The 21,826-nt window shown below is 65.0% G+C and carries 20 protein-coding genes; 11 read left to right on the forward strand and 9 right to left on the reverse strand.

Features of this window, described 5'->3' with window-relative positions; all coding sequences use genetic code 11:
- Positions 1 to 29: 29 nt before the first annotated feature.
- Positions 30 to 1,247: a YbfB/YjiJ family MFS transporter gene (locus SO156_RS35370; RefSeq protein WP_498537997.1), complete on the forward strand. Its 1,218-nt coding sequence runs from the start codon at positions 30 to 32 to the stop codon at positions 1,245 to 1,247.
- Between the two features lie 100 nt (positions 1,248 to 1,347).
- Here the strand turns inward: SO156_RS35370 and SO156_RS35375 are convergent, their stop codons facing one another.
- The 4 genes from SO156_RS35375 to SO156_RS35390 all read right to left on the reverse strand — a co-directional run bounded on the left by SO156_RS35375 (position 1,348) and on the right by SO156_RS35390 (position 4,723).
- Positions 1,348 to 2,130, reverse strand: a complete 783-nt coding sequence (locus tag SO156_RS35375; RefSeq protein ID WP_458151372.1) for a molybdopterin-dependent oxidoreductase — start codon at positions 2,128 to 2,130, stop codon at positions 1,348 to 1,350.
- Between the two features lie 13 nt (positions 2,131 to 2,143).
- Positions 2,144 to 2,773: a cytochrome b/b6 domain-containing protein gene (locus SO156_RS35380; RefSeq protein WP_498537998.1), complete on the reverse strand. Its 630-nt coding sequence runs from the start codon at positions 2,771 to 2,773 to the stop codon at positions 2,144 to 2,146.
- A 182-nt stretch (positions 2,774 to 2,955) separates the two neighbouring features.
- Positions 2,956 to 3,510, reverse strand: a complete 555-nt coding sequence (locus SO156_RS35385; protein ID WP_498537999.1) for a fasciclin domain-containing protein — start codon at positions 3,508 to 3,510, stop codon at positions 2,956 to 2,958.
- Positions 3,511 to 3,961: 451 nt separating this feature from the next.
- Positions 3,962 to 4,723: an SDR family oxidoreductase gene (locus SO156_RS35390; protein WP_498538000.1), complete on the reverse strand. Its 762-nt coding sequence runs from the start codon at positions 4,721 to 4,723 to the stop codon at positions 3,962 to 3,964.
- 86 nt (positions 4,724 to 4,809) lie between these two features.
- On the opposite strand from SO156_RS35390, the gene SO156_RS35395 reads away from it, so the two are divergent.
- The gene (locus SO156_RS35395; protein ID WP_498538001.1) at positions 4,810 to 6,339 is read left to right on the forward strand and encodes a malonate--CoA ligase; all 1,530 of its coding nucleotides are present in this window, start codon (positions 4,810 to 4,812) and stop codon (positions 6,337 to 6,339) included.
- 155 nt (positions 6,340 to 6,494) lie between these two features.
- Here SO156_RS35395 and SO156_RS35400 read toward each other — a convergent pair whose 3' ends face one another.
- Positions 6,495 to 7,355 carry a sulfite exporter TauE/SafE family protein gene (locus SO156_RS35400; protein ID WP_498538002.1) on the reverse strand — a complete coding sequence of 287 codons (861 nt, stop codon included), beginning with the start codon at positions 7,353 to 7,355 and terminating at the stop codon, positions 6,495 to 6,497.
- A 523-nt stretch (positions 7,356 to 7,878) separates the two neighbouring features.
- Here SO156_RS35400 and sdhC point away from each other — a divergent pair.
- From sdhC to SO156_RS35445, 9 genes are all read left to right on the forward strand, one after another.
- Entirely contained in the window at positions 7,879 to 8,277 is a 399-nt protein-coding gene (gene sdhC, locus SO156_RS35405; protein ID WP_458151378.1) for a succinate dehydrogenase, cytochrome b556 subunit, read from the forward strand.
- Entirely contained in the window at positions 8,274 to 8,678 is a 405-nt protein-coding gene (gene sdhD / locus SO156_RS35410; protein ID WP_283039031.1) for a succinate dehydrogenase, hydrophobic membrane anchor protein, read from the forward strand. The genes sdhC and sdhD overlap by 4 nt, the downstream gene beginning before the upstream one ends.
- A gap of 3 nt (positions 8,679 to 8,681) precedes the next feature.
- Positions 8,682 to 10,517 (forward strand): succinate dehydrogenase flavoprotein subunit, encoded by a 1,836-nt coding sequence (sdhA, locus tag SO156_RS35415; protein ID WP_458151379.1) that lies wholly within the window; start codon positions 8,682 to 8,684, stop codon positions 10,515 to 10,517.
- 24 nt (positions 10,518 to 10,541) lie between these two features.
- On the forward strand, positions 10,542 to 11,324 hold the full coding sequence (locus tag SO156_RS35420) for a succinate dehydrogenase iron-sulfur subunit (RefSeq protein WP_449383709.1): 783 nt from the start codon (positions 10,542 to 10,544) through the stop codon (positions 11,322 to 11,324).
- A 198-nt stretch (positions 11,325 to 11,522) separates the two neighbouring features.
- Entirely contained in the window at positions 11,523 to 13,661 is a 2,139-nt protein-coding gene (locus tag SO156_RS35425) for an ATP-binding protein (protein ID WP_498538003.1), read from the forward strand.
- Between the two features lie 198 nt (positions 13,662 to 13,859).
- Positions 13,860 to 14,720 (forward strand): FkbM family methyltransferase, encoded by an 861-nt coding sequence (locus tag SO156_RS35430; RefSeq protein ID WP_498538004.1) that lies wholly within the window; start codon positions 13,860 to 13,862, stop codon positions 14,718 to 14,720.
- Positions 14,721 to 14,744: 24 nt separating this feature from the next.
- The gene (locus tag SO156_RS35435; RefSeq protein WP_498538005.1) at positions 14,745 to 15,131 is read left to right on the forward strand and encodes a VOC family protein; all 387 of its coding nucleotides are present in this window, start codon (positions 14,745 to 14,747) and stop codon (positions 15,129 to 15,131) included.
- An 86-nt stretch (positions 15,132 to 15,217) separates the two neighbouring features.
- On the forward strand, positions 15,218 to 15,460 hold the full coding sequence (locus SO156_RS35440) for a hypothetical protein (RefSeq protein WP_458151383.1): 243 nt from the start codon (positions 15,218 to 15,220) through the stop codon (positions 15,458 to 15,460).
- A 179-nt stretch (positions 15,461 to 15,639) separates the two neighbouring features.
- A complete protein-coding gene (locus tag SO156_RS35445; protein ID WP_498538006.1) occupies positions 15,640 to 17,628 on the forward strand; it encodes an OmpA family protein in 1,989 nt (662 codons plus the stop codon).
- Positions 17,629 to 17,834: 206 nt separating this feature from the next.
- Here SO156_RS35445 and argG read toward each other — a convergent pair whose 3' ends face one another.
- From argG to rlmN, 4 genes are all read right to left on the reverse strand, one after another.
- Complete coding sequence (gene argG / locus SO156_RS35450; RefSeq protein ID WP_498538007.1) at positions 17,835 to 19,172, reverse strand: argininosuccinate synthase; 1,338 nt, start codon at positions 19,170 to 19,172, stop codon at positions 17,835 to 17,837.
- Between the two features lie 96 nt (positions 19,173 to 19,268).
- On the reverse strand, positions 19,269 to 20,045 hold the full coding sequence (locus tag SO156_RS35455) for a phosphatase PAP2 family protein (protein ID WP_458150771.1): 777 nt from the start codon (positions 20,043 to 20,045) through the stop codon (positions 19,269 to 19,271).
- A gap of 82 nt (positions 20,046 to 20,127) precedes the next feature.
- A complete protein-coding gene (locus SO156_RS35460) occupies positions 20,128 to 20,622 on the reverse strand; it encodes a hypothetical protein (RefSeq protein ID WP_498538008.1) in 495 nt (164 codons plus the stop codon).
- Positions 20,623 to 20,829: 207 nt separating this feature from the next.
- Positions 20,830 to 21,826, reverse strand: a 997-nt coding sequence (gene rlmN, locus SO156_RS35465) for a dual-specificity RNA methyltransferase RlmN (protein ID WP_498538009.1), incomplete at its 5' end; no start/stop codon positions are given.

The following is a 21,826-nucleotide window of genomic DNA, read 5'->3' on the forward strand; positions in this document are numbered from 1 at the left end:
TGCCACAATCGGTCTCGCCGGAGTATCCCTTGCACGCCCAAAACTACCTCGCTCAAGATCGCCGCCCCCTACCCGATGCGCGCCCTGCGCGGCGGATCCTGACACTGTCGCTGGCGGCGACGGTCGGGCTCGGCATCGGTCGCTTTGCCTATGCGCTGGTGCTGCCGGACATGCGGGACAGCCTGAACTGGTCCTACTCGGCCGCCGGGTTCATGAATACCATCAACGCCGTCGGCTACCTCGCGGGCGCCCTGATGGCCTCACGGCTGATCAAGCGGGTCGGCTGGTCGGCCGCGATCCGCGGCGGAACGCTGGCCTGCCTCGCGGCCCTGGCAGTCTGCGCGCTCACCGGGGACTTCATCGCGCTCAGCCTGGCGCGGCTGGTGCTGGGTCTGGGCGCGGCGGCCGGCTTCGTCGCCGGCGGCGCGCTGGCCGCCACCATCGCGCAGTCGCACCCTGAAAGGGCCAATTTCCTGCTCAGCCTGTTCTATGCCGGCCCCGGCATCGGCATCCTCGCCTCAGGGCTGATCGCGCCGTTCACGCTGCAATATTTCGGGCCGGGCTCGTGGTGGATCGTGTGGTGGGCGCTGACGCTGCTCTCGGCCGCCATGACCATCCCGCTGTTCCTGATCCGCATCGAGAGCAAGGCGCGCTTCAGCGAGGCAGGGCACGGCTCGTTCGCGATCCTCCCCATCCTGATCTATCTCGCCGGCTACTTCCTGTTCGGCGCGGGCTACATCGCCTACATGACCTTCATGATCGCCTATGTGCGCGATGCCGGCGGCGGGGCGGCGGCGCAGGCTGCGTTCTGGAGCCTGATCGGGATGAGTGCCTTTGCCACGCCCTGGGCCTGGCGCGGCGTGCTCGCGCTCGACCGCGGCGGACTCGCAACCGCGATCATCCTCGGCACCAATGCGCTCGGTGCGGCGCTGCCGATGCTCGGCGCGTCGACGGCCTGGCTCGCCATCTCGGCACTCGTCTTCGGGGTCGCCTTCTTTGCCGTGGTCGGTTCGACGACGGCCTTCGTGCGCTTCAACTATCCGCCGCAGGTATGGCCGACCGCGATCGCGGCGATGACGATCTCGTTCGGCGTCGGTCAGACCGTGGGGCCGATCGTGGTCGGCGCGATCACGGATGCGCTGGGGAGCCTGTCATATGCGCTGAACGTTTCGGCGGCGCTGCTTGCGCTTGGTGCGCTGGCGGCGCTGTGCCAGCGGAAGGTGGGGCCGAACAGCTCGGTGTCGTAGGGTGGGCAAAGGCGCTTTTGCGCCGTGCCCACCATCAGTCGTTAACGCGATACGGAAGTGGTGGGCACGCTTCGCTTTGCCCACCCTACAATCTCTGACGCTAGCTCCCGCTGAACGAATTGTATCCCTGGTCTTCCCAGTAGCCGCCCTTGTACTCGTTGGTGACTTCCATCGAGACCACGTATTTCGGGCTCTTGAAGCCGAGTTTTGTCGGCACTCGGATCTTCATGGGGTAGCCATAGGCGCGCGGCAGAATGTCGTTCGCATATTTGAACGTCATCTGCGTCTGCGGATGCAGCGCGCTGCGCATGTCGAGCGGTGAATTGTAGCCGTCCTTGTCGGCGCACTGGAACCAGACATATTTCGCGCGGGTATCGGCACCGATCCGCTTCAGGAAATCGCGGAGCGGCGTGCCGGTCCAGCTTCCAATCGCGCTCCAGCCCTCGACGCAGATGTGCCGCGTGATCTGCGTGACCTGCGGCAGCTGGTAGAGCTCGTCCAGCGTCCAGGATTTCTTGTTGTCGACGAGGCCGCGCACCTCGAGCTTCCAGTCCTTGCCGTCGACCTCGGGGGCTTCGTCGAGATCGTAATAGCCGTTGAACGGGAATGGCTTTGTGATCGCGCTTTCCGGGAAGGTCGGCGCCAGCGCGTCCGGATTGAAGATGAAGGCCTGCACGGCGTCGTTGAATTTCGAGACCGTCTTCAGCATTTCTTCAGCCGACGATGAATCGACGACGTCGCAGCCGGTGAGCAGGCTCAGCGCGCCGAGGCTCGCGCCGCCCGTGATGAAACGGCGGCGGGTCAGGTCCGGCATCACCTTGAGCGAATCCTTGATCAGGAGACGCTTGTCGACGCCGGGGATCAGGAATGAACGCTTGGCCATGGCTCCCTCCCTCTCAGCGGCCGACGATCATCGCGCGCAGGCTCTTCGGCACGAGCAACGCGAGCGCAACGTGGACCACGAGGAAGGCGCAGATCGCGGCCATGCAGAAGAAGTGGACGTAGCGCGCGGTCGGATAGTCGCCGAACAGCATCACCAGATAGTAGAGCTGCACCGGTTTCCAGATCGACAGGCCCGACAGCACGATCAGCACGCCGACCACGATGATCCCGGCATAGAGCAGCCGCTGCACGTAATTGTAGACGGTGAGGTCGTCATGGCCGAGCCTGAAGGTCAGCGCCGCCTTGACGTCATGAAGCACGCCCGACGGCGTGATTGGCAGAAGTTTCTTGGCAAAGCGGCCAGTGGCAAAGCCCGTGATCAGATAGGCGAGCCCGTTGATCATCAGCAACCACATCGCCGCAAAATGCCAGAGCAGCGCGCCGCCCAGCCAGCCGCCGAGCGTGATGTCGCGGGAGAAGCTGAAGTTGAACAGCGGCGAGGCGTTGTAGATCTGCCAGCCCGACATGATCATCAGGATCATGGCGAGCGCGTTGATCCAGTGCATCACCCTCACCCAGGCCGGCTGAATGACCTTCGCCGGCGAGGCGGTAGCGGGTGCATCGGTTGCAGCAAGGCTGGACATGGTGGTTCCGTCCTCAAGGGGTCGCTTGACAACAAATATACGCCGGCAACTTCGGTTTCGTTACGCCCTCATGGGCATCGAATCGATGCCTATGAAACATCGTGGTCACAAAAAAGCGAGCCGGGATCCCCCGGCTCGCCGTTTCGCGCGTCTGTTCGGGGATGAAACAGGGTGCTGCGGTGTTACGTCGCCGGCATCAGCACGGTGTCGACCACATGGATGACGCCGTTCGACTGATTGACGTTGGTGATCGTCACCATCGAGCTGCCGCCCTTGGCATCGACGATCCAGGTCTTGCCGTCCATTTTCTTGACCGTCAGCTCCTCGCCTTCGGCGGTCTTGAGCTTCTTGCCGTCGGTGAGGTCGGAGGCCTCGAGCTTGCCGGGCACCACATGGTAGGTGAGGATCTTGGTCAGGGTCGCCTTGTTCTCGGGCTTGACCAAGGTATCGACGGTGCCGGCCGGCAGCTTGCCGAATGCGGCGTTGGTCGGCGCGAACACCGTGAACGGGCCCTTGCCTTCCAAGGTCTGCACGAGGCCGGCGGCCTTCACCGCCGCCACCAGCGTTGTGTGGTCCTTGGAGTTGACGGCGTTCTGGATGATGTTCTTGGAGGGGAACATCGCGGCGCCGCCGACCATGACGGTCTTTTCCTCGGCGCGAACCGGCGCGACGAAGGTTGCGGTGATGGCGAGTGCGCTGAAGGCGGCAGCGGCGAGATAGGCAATACGCTTCGACATGGAGAGTCTCCCGATATCTGGATGAGGTCCAACAACAACGGCACCTGCGACAGGTGTGAGGCGATAGCGCCGTCGTTGGCCGAACTACGGGACGGTTTGCGAAGCGGTTTCGGACAATAATTTATTGTGATGCGTGAAACTTTGGGTGGGGGTTTTCGTGGGGTGCATCGCGCTCGCGCCAAGCACGCCGGTGCCGTAGGGTGGGCAAAGGCGCGCAAGCGCCGTGCCCGCCACTTAGGTCCAGATTCGCGGAAGGATGGTGGGCACGCTTCCGCCTTCGCTCTTCGAGCTACGGCGGACAAGTCGCTTTGCCCACCCTACGGCAGTGTACGTGTGGGAGCGCGCGCATGAGGGTTGTAGCCCGGATAGAGCGAAGCGAAATCCGGGGTTGTCGCATCGCGGACAGACTTGTCCCGGATTACGCTTCGCTCCATCCGGGCTACGGTCGTCGTCAATCCCTGCTCAATGGCGTCTGGATGAACCCGCGATTGTGGGTCGGGCTGATCAGCACCTCGTTGATGCAGACGCGCGGCGGCATGGAGGCGATGAAGGCGATGGTGCGGCCAAGATCCTCGGATTGCAGCATCCTCGCCTGCTCCTCCTCGCTCGGCACGACGGGCCGTAGCTTCAGGATCGGCGTCGCCACCTCGCCTGGCATCAGGCAGCAGGCGCGCAGGCCGTTGACGCACTCGTCCATGTTGAAGGAATGGGTCAACGCGAGCACCGCATGCTTGGTCGTGGTGTAGGCCGGGCCCGGCATCTTCGAGACGTGGCGGCCGGCCCAGGACGAGACGTTGATGATGCATCCGTCCTGCTGCCTGCGCATCGCCGGCAGCACCGCGCGCATGCAATAAAGCACGCCGTTGAGATTGATCTCGACGAGCTTGTCCCAGCCCTCCAGTTCCAGGTCGTTCCAGCTGCGCTTGGGAACATTGATGCCGGCGCTGTTGACCAGGAGGTCGATGCGGCCGTGCTTCGCCAGGATCGCATCCACCGCTTTCTGCACATCGGCGGCAACGCTGACATCAAGCGGGATCGCCTCGGCCGCCCCGCCGTCCCTGGTGATTTTGGCCACCACGGCATCCAGCGCGTCCTTGCGCCGGCCGGATACCACTACCGTCCAGCCGTCGGCGGCGAGCGCCTCTGCTCCGGCCTCCCCGATCCCGCTGCCGCCGCCCGTGACCCAGGCCACGCGTTTCCTTTCCTTGGTCATGCAAACTGTCTCCGTTGCTTCATCGGGGCTGTTTTTGCTAATCCAGCCCTCGGTTTTGACCGGCCTTCGCCGGCAAGGGATGTTGCATGAACCAAGCTGCGAACGCCAATCTGTTTTCCCGCCTGTTCGATGCCCTGAAGGATCCGACGCGGCTTGCGATCGAGACCCATGACGGCAGCCGCATCACCTATGGCGAGCTGATCGCGCGCGCGGGCCAGATGGCGAATGTGCTGGTCGAACGCGGCGTAAAACCGGGTGACCGCGTCGCGGTGCAGGTGGAAAAATCCGTCGCCAACATCGTGCTGTATCTCGCGACCGTGCGGGCCGGCGCGGTCTATCTGCCGCTCAACACCGCCTATACGCTGAACGAGCTCGACTACTTCATCACGGACGCCGAGCCATCGCTCGTGGTCTGCGATCCCTCCAAGGCCGAAGGCATCGCCGCGATAGCCGCCAAGGTGAAGGCCAAGGTCGAGACGCTCGGGCCCGACGGCAGGGGCTCGCTGACGGAGGCGGCCGACAAGGCGAAAAGCGAATTCACCACCGTCCCGCGCGCGAATGATGACCTCGCCGCGATCCTCTACACGTCAGGCACCACGGGCCGCTCCAAGGGAGCGATGCTGTCCCACGACAATCTGGCCTCGAACTCGCTGACGCTGGTCGACTACTGGCGCTTCACCGACAAGGACGTGCTGATCCACGCGCTGCCGATCTACCACACGCACGGCCTGTTCGTGGCGACCAACGTGACGCTGTTTTCGCGGGCGTCGATGATCTTCCTGCCGAAGCTCGACCCCGACCTGATCATCAAGCTGATGGCGCGCGCCACCGTGCTGATGGGCGTGCCGACCTTCTACACGCGCCTGCTGCAGAACTCCGCGCTGTCGCGCGAGACGACCAAGCACATGCGGCTGTTCATCTCGGGCTCGGCGCCGCTGCTCGCCGACACCCATCGCGAATGGTCTGATCGCACCGGGCACGCTGTGCTCGAGCGCTATGGCATGACCGAGACCAACATGAACACCTCGAACCCGTATGACGGGGAGCGCGTGCCAGGCGCGGTGGGCTTCCCGCTGCCCGGCGTCTCCGCACGCGTCACCGATCCCGAGACCGGCAAGGAGCTGGCGCGTGACGAGATCGGCATGATCGAGGTGAAGGGGCCGAACGTCTTCAAAGGCTATTGGCGCATGCCGGAGAAGACCAAGTCGGAATTCCGCCCCGACGGCTTCTTCATCACCGGTGACCTCGGCAAGATCGACGCCAAGGGCTACGTTCACATCCTCGGCCGCGGCAAGGATCTCGTGATCTCCGGCGGCTTCAACGTCTACCCGAAGGAAATCGAGAGCGAGATCGACGCCATGCCGGGCGTGATCGAGTCCGCCGTGATCGGCGTGCCGCATGCCGATTTCGGCGAGGGCGTCACCGCCGTGCTGGTCTGCAACAAGGGCGCTGAGGTGAGCGAAGCCTCGGTGCTGAAGGCGCTCGACGGCCGGCTCGCGAAGTTCAAGATGCCCAAGCGCGTCTTCGTCGTCGACGAATTGCCGCGCAACACCATGGGCAAGGTGCAGAAGAACGTGCTGCGGGATACGTACAGGGATATTTACGCGAAGAAGTAGGGGCGCACCCTCTAGCTACCACATTCGCTGTCATGCCCCGGCTTGACCGGGGCATCCAGTACGCCGCAGCTTCTCGGTTCAATCGCGAATACTGGATTGCCCGCCTTCGCGGGCAATGACAGCTGAGTGTGTGGTGTGCGCCTTGCCACGAGCCATCATTGCCCGCCAAGCAAACTCACCACAAACCGGCTGCCGACAATGAAGAGATAGCAGCCGAACGCGGTCTCGAGCGTCCGCTTCGACATCGCATGCGCGGCTCGCACGCCGAGCGGTGCGGTGACGAGGCTCATCGGCATCACCAGGACAGCGCCGATCAGCGAGACGAAACCGAGCGCGAACGGGAATTGCAGAGCGGCAACTGACGGAAAACGCGCTGCCGCCGGCCAGCCGGCATAGATGTAGCCGAGCGCGCCGGGGATCGAGATCAGCACCGCGAGTGCCGAGGAGGTCGCGACCGCCTGATGGATCGGACGGCCGTAGAAGGTCATTAGCAAGTTGGAGAACAGGCCACCACCAATGCCCATCAGGGTCGAGAGGAAGCCGACCACGAAGCCGTAGATACGCATCAGCGGGCCCGTCGGCAGGTCGTCACCGAACTTCCAGCTCTCGCGCGCGAAAATCAGCCGCGCGGCGGCCGAATAGGCGACGGCGACGAACACGATCTTGAACAGCCGCTCCGGCGCATAGCGCGCGACCACGCTGCCGGCGATGACGCCGATGACGATCGGCAGCCACCAGACGCGCAAAATCGCCATGTCGACAGCGCCGCGCTTGTAATGCGCCTGGAACGAGCGGATCGAGGTCGGGATGATGACCGCAAGCGAGGTGCCGACGCAGAGCGGCATCCGCACCTCCAGAGGGACTCCGGCCATGCGAAAGCATTCGTAGAACACGGGAACCAGGATCGCGCCGCCGCCAATGCCGAACACGCCGGCAAGAAAGCCCGAGAGCGCACCGACCGCGATGAGCAGCAGCGCCAGCTCGACGATATCCTGGAGATTGAGACCTGCAATCACGCGAATCATATCCCGGCGCACAACGACAGGGCTCCAGGTCGATACGCCCGGACGAAGAGCGGTGCATCCGCAACTTCCAGGCGATCCCGCTCGCGTGCGGGAGGCGACAGGCGCGGAATGCGGGGCACGCATATCGGAAACGCCCTGGCGAGATGATGGAGGGTGAAAACCGGTCAAGCGACGGGCGCGGCGGGCTCTTTTGCGGTTCCCTCCAGGGCTATTTTGACCCCACTTTGCAGCATGAACGGACTGGTTCGCGTGACGACGATCCTCTTGCGATTTCAAGTCGCGAGGCGAGCGTCAGAAAAACTGGCTATTGGTTCACTTCTTCAACATCCCGATCTCGCTCTGGTATACCAAGCCCCTGATCAGTCTCGCTTCATCACCCCTCTAAAGCTGAACGACAGTTCGCTTTATGGCGATTTGGTGATTGCGCGGATAGATTCGACTCCGTAAATAGGGCCGACCTTTCGCGATCCCCGCGCGCCCCATGCTGGGCCGCAATAAAACACCAAAGCCGCCCATGACCGCACGGATCGAACGACCGCTTTCACCCCACCTGCAAGTCTATCGCTGGACGCTGACGATGGCGCTGTCCATCGTCCACCGCGCTACCGGTATCGCACTTTATGTCGGAACCCTGCTGTTGGCCTGGTGGTTGATCGCCGCGGCCTCCGGCCCGACGGCGTACTCCCATGTGCAGGCCTTTACCGGCAGCATCATCGGCCGGCTGATCGTTTTCGGCTACACTTGGGCGCTGATGCATCACATGCTGAGCGGCATTCGGCATTTCGTCTGGGACCTCGGCTACGGCTTCAAGGCCAATGAGCGCGAGGCGCTCACCTGGGGCGCGCTGATCGGCGGCATCGCGCTCACTGTCCTGATCTGGATCATTGCCTACGCGATCGGAGGCGGACGATGAGCACGACCGATACGCCCAAGCGCAGCATGCGCACGCCGCTCGGCCGCGTCCGTAACCTCGGCGCCGCGCATTCCGGCACGTCTGACTTCTGGCGCCAGCGCCTCACCGGCGTTGCGATGACGCTGCTGATGCTGCCCGTGATCGTCGTCGTCATGATGCTGCTTGGCCGCAACCAGGCGGGCGCTGCGCAGATTCTCGGCTCGCTGCCGATCGCGCTGATCCTCCTGCTCTTCATCTTCGCCAGCGCCTGGCACATGAAGATCGGCATGCAGGTCGTGATCGAGGACTACGTCCACAACGAGAAGCTGAAGCTCGTTGCGGTCATGCTCAACAACTTCTTCTCGATCGCGGTGGCGCTCGCCTCGACCTATGCGATCCTCAAGCTGTCATCCGGAGTGTAACCCATGGCCGCCAGCACGAATGGCAAGGGCAACGGCGCTCCCGCCACCAACGGAAAAGCCTATCCGATCGAGGACCATACTTACGACGTCGTAGTGGTCGGCGCCGGTGGCGCGGGCCTGCGCGCCGTCGTCGGCTGCAGCGAGGCGGGCCTGCGCACGGCCTGCATCACGAAGGTGTTTCCCACCCGTTCGCACACCGTCGCGGCGCAGGGCGGCATCTCCGCTTCGCTCGGCAACATGCACAAGGACGACTGGCGCTGGCATATGTACGACACCGTGAAGGGGTCGGACTGGCTGGGCGACCAGGACGCGATCGAATACATGGTGCGCCACGCCCCCGAGGCGGTCTACGAGCTCGAGCATTGGGGCGTGCCGTTCTCTCGCACCGAAGATGGCAAGATCTACCAGCGCCCGTTCGGCGGCATGACCACGGAATTCGGCAAGAGCCAGGCGCAGCGCACCTGCGCCGCCGCCGACCGCACCGGTCACGCCATGCTGCACACGATGTACGGCCAGTCGCTGCGCCATGCGGCAGAATTCTTCATCGAGTTCTTCGCCATCGATCTGATCATGGACGACCAGGGCGCCTGCCGCGGCGTGATCGCGCTGAAGCTCGATGACGGCACGCTGCATCGCTTCCGCGCCCAGACCACGATTTTGGCGACCGGCGGCTATGGCCGCGCCTACGCGTCCTGCACCTCGGCCCATACCTGCACCGGCGACGGCGGCGGCATGGTGCTGCGCGCCGGCCTGCCGCTCCAGGACATGGAGTTCGTGCAGTTCCACCCGACCGGCATCTACGGCTCGGGCTGTCTCGTCACCGAAGGCGCGCGCGGCGAAGGCGGCTATCTCGTCAACTCCGAAGGCGAGCGCTTCATGGAGCGCTACGCGCCGTCGGCCAAGGACCTCGCCTCGCGCGACGTCGTCTCGCGCGCGATGACCATCGAGATCCGCGAGGGGCGCGGCGTCGGCAAGAAGAAGGATCACATCTTCCTGCATCTCGACCATCTCGATCCGAAGGTCCTGCAGGAGCGCCTGCCGGGCATCTCCGAGTCGGCCAAGATCTTCGCCAATGTCGACGTGACGCGCGAGCCGATCCCGATCGTGCCGACCGTGCACTACAACATGGGCGGCATCCCGACGAATTATCACGGCGAGGTGCTGACGAAAAAGGACGGCGAGGACAACGCCGTGATTGCCGGACTGATGGCGATCGGCGAAGCGGCCTGCGTCTCCGTGCACGGCGCCAACCGCCTCGGCTCCAACTCGCTGATCGACCTGGTGGTGTTCGGCCGCGCCGCGGCGCTGCGCTGCGCCGAGAAGCTCACCGCCAACGGCAAGCAGCCGGAGTTGCCGGCGAACTCGGCCGAGCAGTCGCTCGGCCGCCTCGACCACTACCGCTATGCCTCCGGCGGCACCCCGACCGCGAAGCTGCGCGAGGGCATGCAGCATGTGATGCAGAACAATTGCGCGGTGTTCCGCACCGGGGAGGTCCTGAGCGAAGGCCAGAACCTGATCCAGAAGGTCCATGGCGGCATCACCGACATCGCGGTGTCCGACCGCTCGCTGGTGTGGAATTCGGACCTCGTCGAGACGCTCGAGTTCGACAACCTGATCTCGCAGGCGGTGGTGACGATGAACTCGGCCGCCAACCGCACCGAGAGCCGCGGCGCACATGCCCGCGAGGACTATTCGGCGCGTGACGACAAGAACTGGATGAAGCACACGCTGGCCTGGCTCGACGATGCCGCCAAGGTCACGATCGACTACCGCCCGGTGCACAACTACACAATGACCAACGACGTGCAGTACATCCCGCCGAAGGCGCGCGTGTATTGAGCGAAAGCGAAGGCCTGATCGAAAATGGTTGAATTCGCACTTCCGAAGAACTCGAAGATTTCCGGCGGCAAGACCTGGCCGAAGCCCGCGGGCGCGACTGAGCTTCGCGAGTTCCGCGTTTATCGCTGGAACCCGGACGACGGCAAGAATCCGAGCGTCGACACCTATTACGTCGACACCCACGACTGCGGTCCGATGGTGTTGGACGGCCTGATCTGGATCAAGAACCACATCGACCCGTCGCTGACCTTCCGCCGCTCCTGCCGCGAGGGCGTCTGCGGCTCCTGTGCCATGAACATCGACGGCCAGAACACGCTCGCCTGCACCCGCTCGATGCACGACGTGAAGGACGGCGCGGTGAAGATCAACCCGCTGCCGCACCAGCCGGTGGTGAAGGACCTCGTCCCCGACCTCACCAATTTCTACGCGCAATATGCATCCGTCGAGCCGTGGTTGAAGACGACCTCGCCGACGCCGCAGAAGGAATGGCGCCAGAGCCACGAGGACCGCGAGAAGCTCGATGGCCTCTACGAGTGCATTCTCTGCGCCTGCTGCTCGACCTCCTGCCCGAGCTACTGGTGGAACAGCGAGCGCTATCTCGGCCCCGCCGCCCTGCTCCAGGCCAACCGCTGGGTGTCCGATTCGCGCGATGAGGCGACCGGCGAGCGGCTCGACAATCTCGAGGACCCGTTCCGGCTCTACCGCTGCCACACCATCATGAACTGCGCCAAGGCCTGTCCGAAAGGCCTCAACCCCGCAGAGGCGATCGCCGAGCTGAAGCTGAAGCTCGTCGAGCGACAGGTTTAAGCGAACTTTTTATGCATCCGCCGCGGCCGCTGCGAGTGTCTCGGCCGCGTTGCTACCTGCGGTAGTTTAACATAAGATTGCTACTGGCGCATCCTTTGCGCGCGGCATCGCTCCGGCTGCAACCAAAGGTTCCCATCACAAGCCACTTCCTTCCCTGCGGGAAATTCAAGTAAGCTTCGTTCCGGGTCAGGAGCGACTGTGCAGGGCGCGCAACGCAATTCGTTGAAACTGCTACAGTGGATGATGGCGGCATCCCTGGCGCTGCCGATTGCGCTGTTCATCATCGCCTCGGCGATCTCCTACAATTCGACCAACGACATCGCCGACCGCGAGATCGAGCGTACGCTCGACGTCGCCCATGAGCATGCGCTCAAGGTGTTCGAGACCATCGATCGCAGCCTCGCCGAGCTCAACGAGGTGGTGCACGGCCTTTCGGACGAGGCGATCCGGTCGCGCGAGCCGGCGCTGCATCTGCGCCTGAAGCGGCTGACCGATTCGCTGCCGCAGCTCAAATCCGCCTGGATCTTCGATGCGCAGGGCCATGCGCTGGTCAACAGCCTGTTGTCGCCGGCGCCGCAGCTCAGCTTCGCGGACCGCGACTATTTCAACGCCCATGTCGACCAGAACATCGGCACGTTCATCGGGACGCCGCTGACGCCACGCCAGCCCTATCAGGGCGCCCGCTTCTTCGGCGTGAGCCGCCGCCGCGAGTCCGACGACGGCAGCTTCATCGGCGTGATCCAGGCCTCAGTGTTTCCTGAATATTTCGAGAGCTTTTATGCGCGCATCGGTAGCGATCCCGGCAGCTTCTTCGCCATGGGGCGGACCGATGGCGTCCTGCTGGCGCATTATCCGCACCTCGACCACGACGTCCGCCTCGATCCGGGCGGGCCGGTCGGCCGGAAGATCGCGCTGAGCCCCGAGCACGGGCTGATGACCATCGCCTGGCCCGCCGACGGGATCGAGCGGCGCATCGGCTACAAGCGCGTCGCCGAATATCCGATCTATGTCAGCGCGGGGTTCGAGACCTCGGCGATCCGGTCGCGATGGCTCGCCACCATGGGCCAGCACCTGATCTTCGGCCTGCCTGCGACGGCCCTGCTCTTCCTCATCCTCGCGCTGGCATTCCGGCGCACGCAGAACCTCCAGACCGAAGCGGCACGACGGCGCGACGCCGAGGAGGCGCTCAAGCACAGCCAGCGCCTGGAGGCACTCGGACAGCTCACCGGCGGCGTGGCACACGACTTCAACAACCTGCTGACCGTGATCCGCGCCTCCATCGACCTGTTGAACCGGCCGCAATTGTCGGAGGAGCGGCGGCAGCGCTACATCAACGCCATCACGGATGCGGTCGCGCGCGCCGCAAAGCTGACCTCGCAGCTCCTGGCCTTCGCGCGGCGGCAGACGCTGAAGCCCGAGGTGTTCGACGTCGGCACACGCGTGCAGTCGCTGCGCGACATGATCGCGACGCTGACGGGACCGGCCATCGAGATCGTGATGCGGCTGCCGGCGGAGTCCTTTCTCGTCAACGCCGATGCCGGCCAGTTCGAGACGGCGCTGTTCAACATGGCGGTCAATGCGCGCGATGCGATGCAGGGCCGCGGCAGGATCACGTTCACGGTGGAGGCTGCGACAACCATTCCCGACAGCCTGGCACATCTCGTCGGCAGCCATGGCTTCATCACCGTCAAGGTCACCGATACCGGGTCCGGCATTCCGGCAGGCCAGCTCGACCGCATCTTCGAGCCGTTCTTCACCACCAAGCAGATCGGCCAGGGCACCGGGCTTGGCCTGTCGCAGGTGTTCGGCTTCGTCAAGCAGTCCGGCGGCGAGGTGACGGTTGCGAGCGAGGTCGGTCGCGGCAGCACCTTCACGCTCTTCCTGCCGCGCGTGCCCGCCGAGGTGCTGCCACAGCGGCAGGCGCCCGACACCGCGCCCGCAGTGGCCGGCAGCGGCATGTCGGTGCTGGTCGTCGAGGACAACATCGAGGTGGCCAATTTCGCCGCCGACGGGCTTACCGAGCTCGGTTACAGCGTCACGCTGGTCGACAATGCCAGCGATGCGCTCGCCGAGCTGACGGTGGACGCGGACCGCTTCGACGTGGTGTTCTCCGACGTGGTGATGCCGGGTATGACCGGACTCGATCTCGCGCATGCGATCCGCGACCGCGGCATCGACGTGCCTATCGTGCTCACCAGCGGCTACAGCCACGTGCTGGCGCAGGACGGCAGTTTCGGCTTCGAGCTGCTGCAAAAGCCCTACTCGATCGAGGCACTGTCGCGCATGCTGTACAAGGCCGCACGGCTGCGCCGCGTGCGGGACGGCGCTGCGGAGTAACTCAAGGTCCATAGCCCGGATGGAGCGAAAGCGTAATCCGGGAACGGCTCACGCCGGCTCCCGGATTTCGCAGAGCCTGTCATCGGGCGCGCATTCGCGCGACCCGTTGGCTCCATCCGGGCTACATTCCCCGGCCGCGACGTTGGAGTCGGGGGCAAAACCGGCTATGCATGCGCCGCTTGCAACGAGGACTTCTGCTTGACGCCTGATACCGCCCCCACGCCCGCGCCGTTCGGCGCGTTCGCGCCCAATGCGGCGCAGGCTGCGATCATTTCGCTTGCGCACCGCTCCGGGCTGAAGCGCGGTGCGTTCCGCCCGTGGCTGTCGCGGCTGGTCAATTTGCTGCGCGCAGGTCCCGTCGACGTGCAATATCAGGGCGCCTCGTTTCGCTTCCATCACCAGGCGAGCGCGACCGAGCGCGGCGCGCTGTTCAACCCCGACTACAATCTCGACGAGCTCGACTTCCTGCGCCAGCATACGCCGGGCGGTGGCGTGTTCGTCGACGTCGGCGCCAATGTCGGCACATTTGCGCTGGTAATGGCGCGCCACGTCGGCGCGCAGGGCAAGGTCGTCGCGATCGAGCCGCATCCCACGACCTTCGCGCGACTCTCGTTCAACAACGCGGCGTCGGGATCGATCCAAGGATCGATCCAAGGATCGACCCGAGGATCGACGCAGGTCCGGCTCGTCCAGGCTGCGGCAGGCGAAGCCGACGGCGAGCTGATGATCGAGACCGACGGCGACAATCTCGGCGCCAGCCATGTCGTGACGGGCACGGCGACGGCAAGGGCCATCAAAGTGCCGTCGTTACGGCTGATACGCATCCTCGAGGAGTCCGACGTCACGAAGGTCGATGCCCTCAAGATCGACGTCGAGGGCTTTGAAGACCGCGTGCTGATCGGCTTCTTCCGCGATGCGCCGCAATCGCTATGGCCACGCGCTGTCGTGATCGAGCATCTGTCACAAAACGAATGGCGCGAGGATTGTATTGCAGACATGATCGCGCGCGGCTTCGCCATCACGAAGAGGACGCGGAGCAACACCTTCCTGTCGCGCTGACGACAGTCAACGACGGAGATTCCGATGATCGATCACATGGGTTTTCCGGTTTCCGACTATGAGCGGGCCAAGGCGTTCTATGCCAAGGCGCTGGCTCCACTCGGCTACAGCCTGATCATGGAGGTCACGCAGGAGCAGACCGGCCACGATCCCGCCGCGGGCTTTGGCGTCGACGGCAAGCCGGACTTCTGGATCGGCGGCGAAGGTGCGTTGAACAAGCCCGTGCATGTCGCCATTCTCGCCAAGGATCGCGCCACGGTGGATGCATTCTACAAAGCCGCCATCGCGGCCGGCGGTCGCGACAATGGGCCGCCGGGCATTCGCGCGCATTATCATCCGACTTATTACGGTGCATTCGTGCTCGACCCCGATGGTCACAACATCGAAGCCGTCTGTCACGCGCCCGAATGAGTCTGTTCCATCATCACGGTGGACGGGAACATCGATGCATCGGCAACGTTACCGTCTTTCGAGCAACGACATGTCGATGATGCATGATGCCGATCGAACCCCCGGAGATTCCGCCGGCAACACCGGGCACACCGAGTGAGCCGCCACCGGGAATTCCGCCGGGCAATCCGCAGCCTGATATCGCACCGCCGGTGCGCGAGCCCGGCGAATCACCGCGACCCGATGAATTGCCCGGCCGTGTCCCGGAGGAGATTCCGCCGCGCGGACCGAACGGGCCGCGCACGCCCAATCCCGCAACGGACGCGAATTTGTCGCAACCTCACATGTGAGGCGATTGCAAGATGGGCCTGAATGCGCAATGAACGTCGATGTTCTGAAGTGATTTGCATGCAGAAATAAATCGAGACGCGGCTGGTTCGCCCGCCACAATCCGGCCTAATGCGTATCCGTTGATCGCAACACTGAACTTCCAAAAAACTCTACAGAACCTTCGCTAGGATCTCACCACATGACCCAATTTCGCTTCGTGCTGCTTGCCACGACGGCTCTGACCGCGCTGCCATTCGCAAGCTCCACATCGCACGCGCAAAGCGCGCCCATCGTGATCGCGCAGGCGCAGCCGCAAGGCGAAGTCGGCCCTGACGGAAAACCGAAGCAGCCATCCCGGGAGCAGCCGAAGGCGCCGCCCGCTCAACAACCGCCCGCGGCTCGCCCCGCACCGACCCCGCCGCCGCCACCGCCCGCGGCTCCCCAGCGTCCGAGCGCGCCGCCACCGACGGCTGCGCCTCCGCATGCCCCGACACCACCGCCGACGCCGCCGGCGCCCGCGCGGCCGACGCCGCCACCTCCGCCGCCGTCTGCGGCCCCGAAGCAACCGTCAGCGCCCCCGGCGCCGGCTCCGCAGCAGCATGCGCCGACCCCGACACCGCCGCCTCCGGCCGCGGCGCCCTCGCGCGTGGCTCCGACGCCCACGCCAACGCCGCCACCTCCACCGCCCCCAACCACGCGGGCGACACCGACTCCGCCACCTCCTCCGGCGGCCGCGCCTCCGGGACGGGTCGCGCCCTTGCCAACGCCGGCACCGGCAGCGCCAACGACCCGCGCCACGCCGACGCCTCCACCGACTGCGACGCCGGCCCCGGGCGGTACGCCGACCCCACCGCCGCCCGTGCGTACGAGCCCGACGCCCGCGCCAGGAGCGGCGCCAGGTGCGGCGCCAGCACCGACCGCAACACCCGCTCCAGGCGGAGCGACGCCGCCAACCGGCCGTCAGGGCGCAACACCGCCGGCCGGCACGCCGCCTGCGGGCGCGCCCGCTGCCGGAACTCCGCCTGCGCCGCAGGCGGGCGCGCCAGCCCGGCCCATAACTCCTCCCGCCGGCGCCGCGGCGCCAACTGTCGTGCCTGGCACGCCAGCCGCAGCGCCGCCGCCCAACAGGGCGCAATACGCGCCGCCGACGGTTGCTCCGGCGTTCCGGGCCGCGCCCGCGGTCGCAGCGCCGCTACCGCCCCCGCCGCGCCCGCCGCAGCGTGACCTGACGCCGCTTGCGATCGGTGCAGGCGTGGTGGCCGGCGCTGTCATCGGTGCGACGATCGCGGACTACCGCAACCAGCGACAGGAGGTCGTCGAAGGCGGCCGCACCATCTACACCGAGCCGGACCGCATCATCATCCGCGACCCCAGCGGTCAGGAATATGTCCGCGGCAACGATCTCTATCGCTTCCGCTATGGCGCCCGCGACATCCGAACCGAGACGGTCGGCGGCGAAACCCGCACCGTCGTGATCCGTCCTGATGGCACTGAGGTGATCACGGTGGTCGGTCCAGACGGCAGTCTGCTGCGGCGAATCCGCAGGGACCCGCGCGGACGCGAGATCGTGATCATCGACAACACCTACCGCGATCCGCGGGCGGTCGGCGGCTTCTATGTCGACGTGCCGCCGCCGGTGGTCAGCATCCCCTACGATCGCTACATCGTCGACGCCGAGGAGGCGTCCCCGCAGGTGATCTACGACACGATGCGCGCCCCGCCGGTGCAACGGATCGATCGACGCTACTCGCTCGATGAGATCCGCTACTCGCCGAACGTTCGCATGCAGATGCCGAGCATCGACGTCAACACGATCAACTTCGAGACGGGATCGTGGATCATTCCGCCCGACCAGGCGGCGCGGCTCCAGGTGATCGCCGACGGCATCAACCAGGCGATCCAGGCCAATCCGCAGGAGGTGTTCCTGATCGAGGGCCACACCGACGCGGTCGGTAACGACGTCGACAATCTGTCGCTGTCGGATCGCCGGGCGCAGGCCGCGGCCGAATTGCTGACCCAGCAGTTTGGTGTGCCCGCGGAGAACCTGACCTCGCAGGGCTACGGCAAGCAGTACCTGAAGGAGCAGACCGACGGCCCGAGCCGCATCAACCGTCGCGTCACCGTCCGCCGCATCACCCCGCTGCTCAACGGCGGCCAAGCCAACGCGGCACCACCGCCGCGGCAGTAAGAATATCGCAAAGAGAAAATGACCGGGAGCGATCCCGGCCATTTTTTTTTCTTGCACTCTCGTGCCCCGGACGCGGCGCAGCACGAAGTGATGCGCTGCTGAGCCGGGGCCCATCTACTATCGATGCAATTGGATCGAGATTCTGGGTCCCGGCTCTGCGACGCACCGCTTCGCGCTGCATCGCGTCCGGGACACGAGCGAGGATTCTAGCCCTTGTCGCTCTCGAGCCTGAAGATCTGCGAGCCTTCGCCGCCCGACAGCAAGCCGTTCTCAGCGTAGAGCTTGAGCTTGGTGCGGGTATCGGCGATGTCGAGGTTGCGCATGGTGAGCTGGCCGATGCGATCGGCCGGCGTGAACGCCGCATCCTCCACCTTCTCCATGCTCAGCCGCTCCGGCGCATAGGTCAGGTTCGGACTTTCCGTGTTCAGAATCGAATAATCGTTGCCACGACGCAGCTCCAGCGTCACCTCGCCGGTGACGGCGCGCGCCACCCAGCGCTGCGCGGTCTCGCGCAGCATGAGGGCCTGCGAGTCGAACCAGCGGCCCTGATAGAGCAGGCGGCCGAGGCGCAGGCCGCTGATGCGGTATTGCTCGATCGTGTCCTCGTTGTGGATGCCGGTGACGAGGCGCTCATAGGCGATGTGCAGGAGCGCCATGCCGGGCGCCTCGTAAATGCCGCGGCTCTTGGCCTCGATGATGCGGTTCTCAATCTGGTCGCTCATGCCGAGGCCATGGCGGCCGCCGATCGCATTGGCTTCCAGGAACAGCGCGACCGGATCGGCAAAGGTCTGGCCGTTGAGCGCCGTGGGCTGGCCCTCCTGGAAACGCACGACGACCTTCTCGGCCTTGACCGCGCAGTCGTCGCGCCAGAACGGCACGCCCATGATGGGATTGACGATCTTGATGCCGCTGTCGAGGCTCTCGAGATCCTTCGCCTCGTGCGTGGCGCCGAGCAGATTGCTGTCGGTCGAGTACGCCTTCTCCGCGCTCATCTTGTACGCAAAACCCTGGGCGGTCATGAACGCCGACATTTCGGCACGGCCACCGAGCTCGTCGATGAACTGCTGGTCGAGCCACGGCTTGTAGATGCGCAGGCTCGGATTGGTCAGAAGGCCGTAGCGATAGAAGCGCTCGATGTCGTTGCCCTTGAAGGTCGAGCCGTCGCCCCAGATGTTGACGCCGTCTTCCTTCATCGCGGCAACCAGCATCGTGCCGGTCACGGCGCGGCCGAGCGGCGTGGTGTTGAAATAGGTGATGCCGCCGGTCGAGATATGGAAGGCGCCCGACTGGATCGCGGCGATGCCTTCGTGGACGAGCTGGGTACGGCAATCGACGAGCCGCGCCTTTTCGGCGCCGAACTCCATCGCCTTGCGCGGGATCTCGTTGTAGTCGGCCTCATCCGGCTGACCGAGATTGGCGGTATAGGCGTAGCAACGCGCGCCCTTCTGCTTCATCCAGAGCAGCGCTGCGCTGGTGTCGAGACCGCCGGAGAAAGCGATGCCGACCTTTTCTCCCTTGGGCAGGCTCTTCAGAATCGTAGTCATGGCGCTTCCAATCGGATCTTAAGGGGCTGATATCGTCTTTCGGTTTGGACTTGCGCGATTATCAAATTTCGCGCGCATGGGCACGCCTTTAATGGCTCACGTCGACGCCGCCGGACCGGTTTTGCGGCCGAACAGGCGCTGCCGGAGCCGATAGGCCGGCCGGGCCAGCCGGGTCAGGGCGGCATCGACCGCCTCGTCGGAAATCCGTGTCCGCGGCCAGCGGTAAATCAGGGCGTAGGCGAGCCAGATCACCAGGAAGGTAACCAGGCCCGCGATCGAGACGTCGGTGAAAAAGTGCCCGCCGAAGGCCATGCGCAGACCGCTGGTCGCGGCGCCGAACACCACGGCCCCGGCATAAGCGAGCGGCCGCCAGGCGGGCGGCGCCAGCGCGGCTGGCGCCAGCGTCCAGAACGCGGTCGCGCCCTCGCCGGAGAAGAACGAGCAGTTGCGCCCACAGCCGCCACGCGGATCCCACCACGGCACGAATGGCAGATCGCCGGCGAACTCGGTCACGACCACCGGGCGCGGCCGCCCCCAATAGGACTTGAAGGCGAGATTGGTGAGAATGCCCGCTGACAGCGTCAACGTCACCAGCAGAAAGACGATGGTTCGTCCCGAGACCAGCAACGGCCGATCGGGCCTGATCAGCTTGACTACCAGCGCCACGATCGATGGCAGTGCGAACGCCCAGGCGATCCACATCGCCGCATCGCGCGCAAAGCTCGCCCAGCCATTCAGCTTGAGCGGAAACGTCTTCGTCTCGGGATCGAAGAACAGCGCGGCGAGCTTGAGATCGAGCTCGGGAAAGACGCCGAAGACGACGCCGATCACGAGCCACAGCGCCAGCGCGATGAAGAGTCCAGTCCGGTTCATGGCACGCGGTTTAGCGGAGTGAGGAGGAGATGGAAACCCCGCGGCGAGATGCCCACCCTCCACTGGAGGGCGTCAGAAAGCATCACCGCGCATCCGGCCTTGAATGCGAGGGCAGCGGTGGGGGCGGCTTGCGCGGGGGCGGCGGATGACGCCAGGCGCCCGCGTTGCGGCCGGCGATCATCCAGTAGACGACGCCGGCGACGATGCCCGCGCCGGTCATGATCTCCAGATGACGTCGCACGATGCCCTCGAACTCCAGCGTCTCGGGATGGAAGGGAATGAGGCCGAGATAGCAGGCAAGCCCGACGAGCCCGCCGCCGACCGCGTAGGCGAGCGCGCTGCGGATGAAGAAGGCCTCGGTGATCGCCACGATGACCAGCGCCGGCAGCAGCGCAAATCCGGAGACGAAGATGAAGCCGAAGCCGAGCAGGATGTCGATCGTGCCTTCATCGACGGGACCCGCACCGAGATCTGCGAATTCCGGAAACAGCAGCGCAGCCACGACGATCATGCCGCCGACCAGGCATGAGGCCAGAAAGCCGAGAAAGATCACGACGAGGCGGCCGATCAGTGCCATCGGACGCATCCATCATCGTTCACCGAATGCAACACAACGTTCCCCCACCGTCATTCCGGGCTCGCAAAGCGAGAACCTCCGAGCGCAATTGCGCTTCGGGGAACCTCGAGATTCTCCGGTGCGCAACTGCGCACTCTTCGAGCCGCCCCGGAACAACTGCCTAGAAAAAGATGCCCGGCCATGCCGCACGTTGATGGCCGCTTCATGTCAATCGGTCATCGCCATCGCGCGCAGCGCCTGGCGCTCGCGGGCCGAGAGCTTCTCCGTCTCCGATTTGAGCTGGCCGCAGGCGGCCAGGATGTCGCGGCCACGCGGCGTACGCACCGGCGAGGAATAGCCGGCGTTGAAGATATATTCGGAGAATTTTTCGATCTGGTCCCAGTCCGAGCATTCATAGGCCGTGCCGGGCCAGGGATTGAACGGGATCAGGTTGATCTTGGCCGGGATGCCCTTGAGCAGCTTCACCAGGAGCCTGGCGTCGTCGAGGGAATCGTTGACGCCCTTGAGCATCACATATTCGAAGGTGATGCGGCGCGCATTCGAGGCGCCCGGATAATCGCGGCAGGCCTGCAACAATTCCGCGATCGGATATTTGCGATTGAGCGGCACGAGCTCGTTGCGCAGCTCGTCGCGCACCGCGTGCAGCGAGATCGCGAGCATGACGCCGATCTCGTCGCCGGCGCGGACGATGTTCGGAACTACCCCCGAGGTCGACAGCGTGATGCGGCGGCGGGAGATGCCGATGCCCTCATTGTCTCCAACGATGAGCAACGCATCGCGCACCGCGTCGAAATTGTAGAGCGGCTCGCCCATGCCCATCATCACGATGTTGGTGACGAGGCGTGTGCCGTTCTCGCGATCGGCCCAATCGTTCAAGCGATCGCGCGCCACCATCACCTGCCCGACGATCTCACCGGCGGTGAGGTTACGCACCAGCCGCTGCGTGCCGGTGTGGCAGAACGCGCAGTTCAGGGTGCAGCCGACCTGCGAGGAGACGCACAGCGTGCCGCGATCGGTCTCGGGGATGTAGACGCATTCGACCTCGTGCGCCCTCTCGACATTGTCGCCGCTCGGCAGGCGCAACAGCCACTTGCGGGTGCCGTCGTTGGAGATCTGCTCGGCCACGACTTCGGGCCGGTCGACGGTGAAGTGGTTTGCGAGCTCGGCGCGGATGTCCTTCGAGATCGAGGTCATCTCGTCGAAA

It is taken from the genome of Bradyrhizobium sp. UFLA05-125, assembly GCF_059803515.1.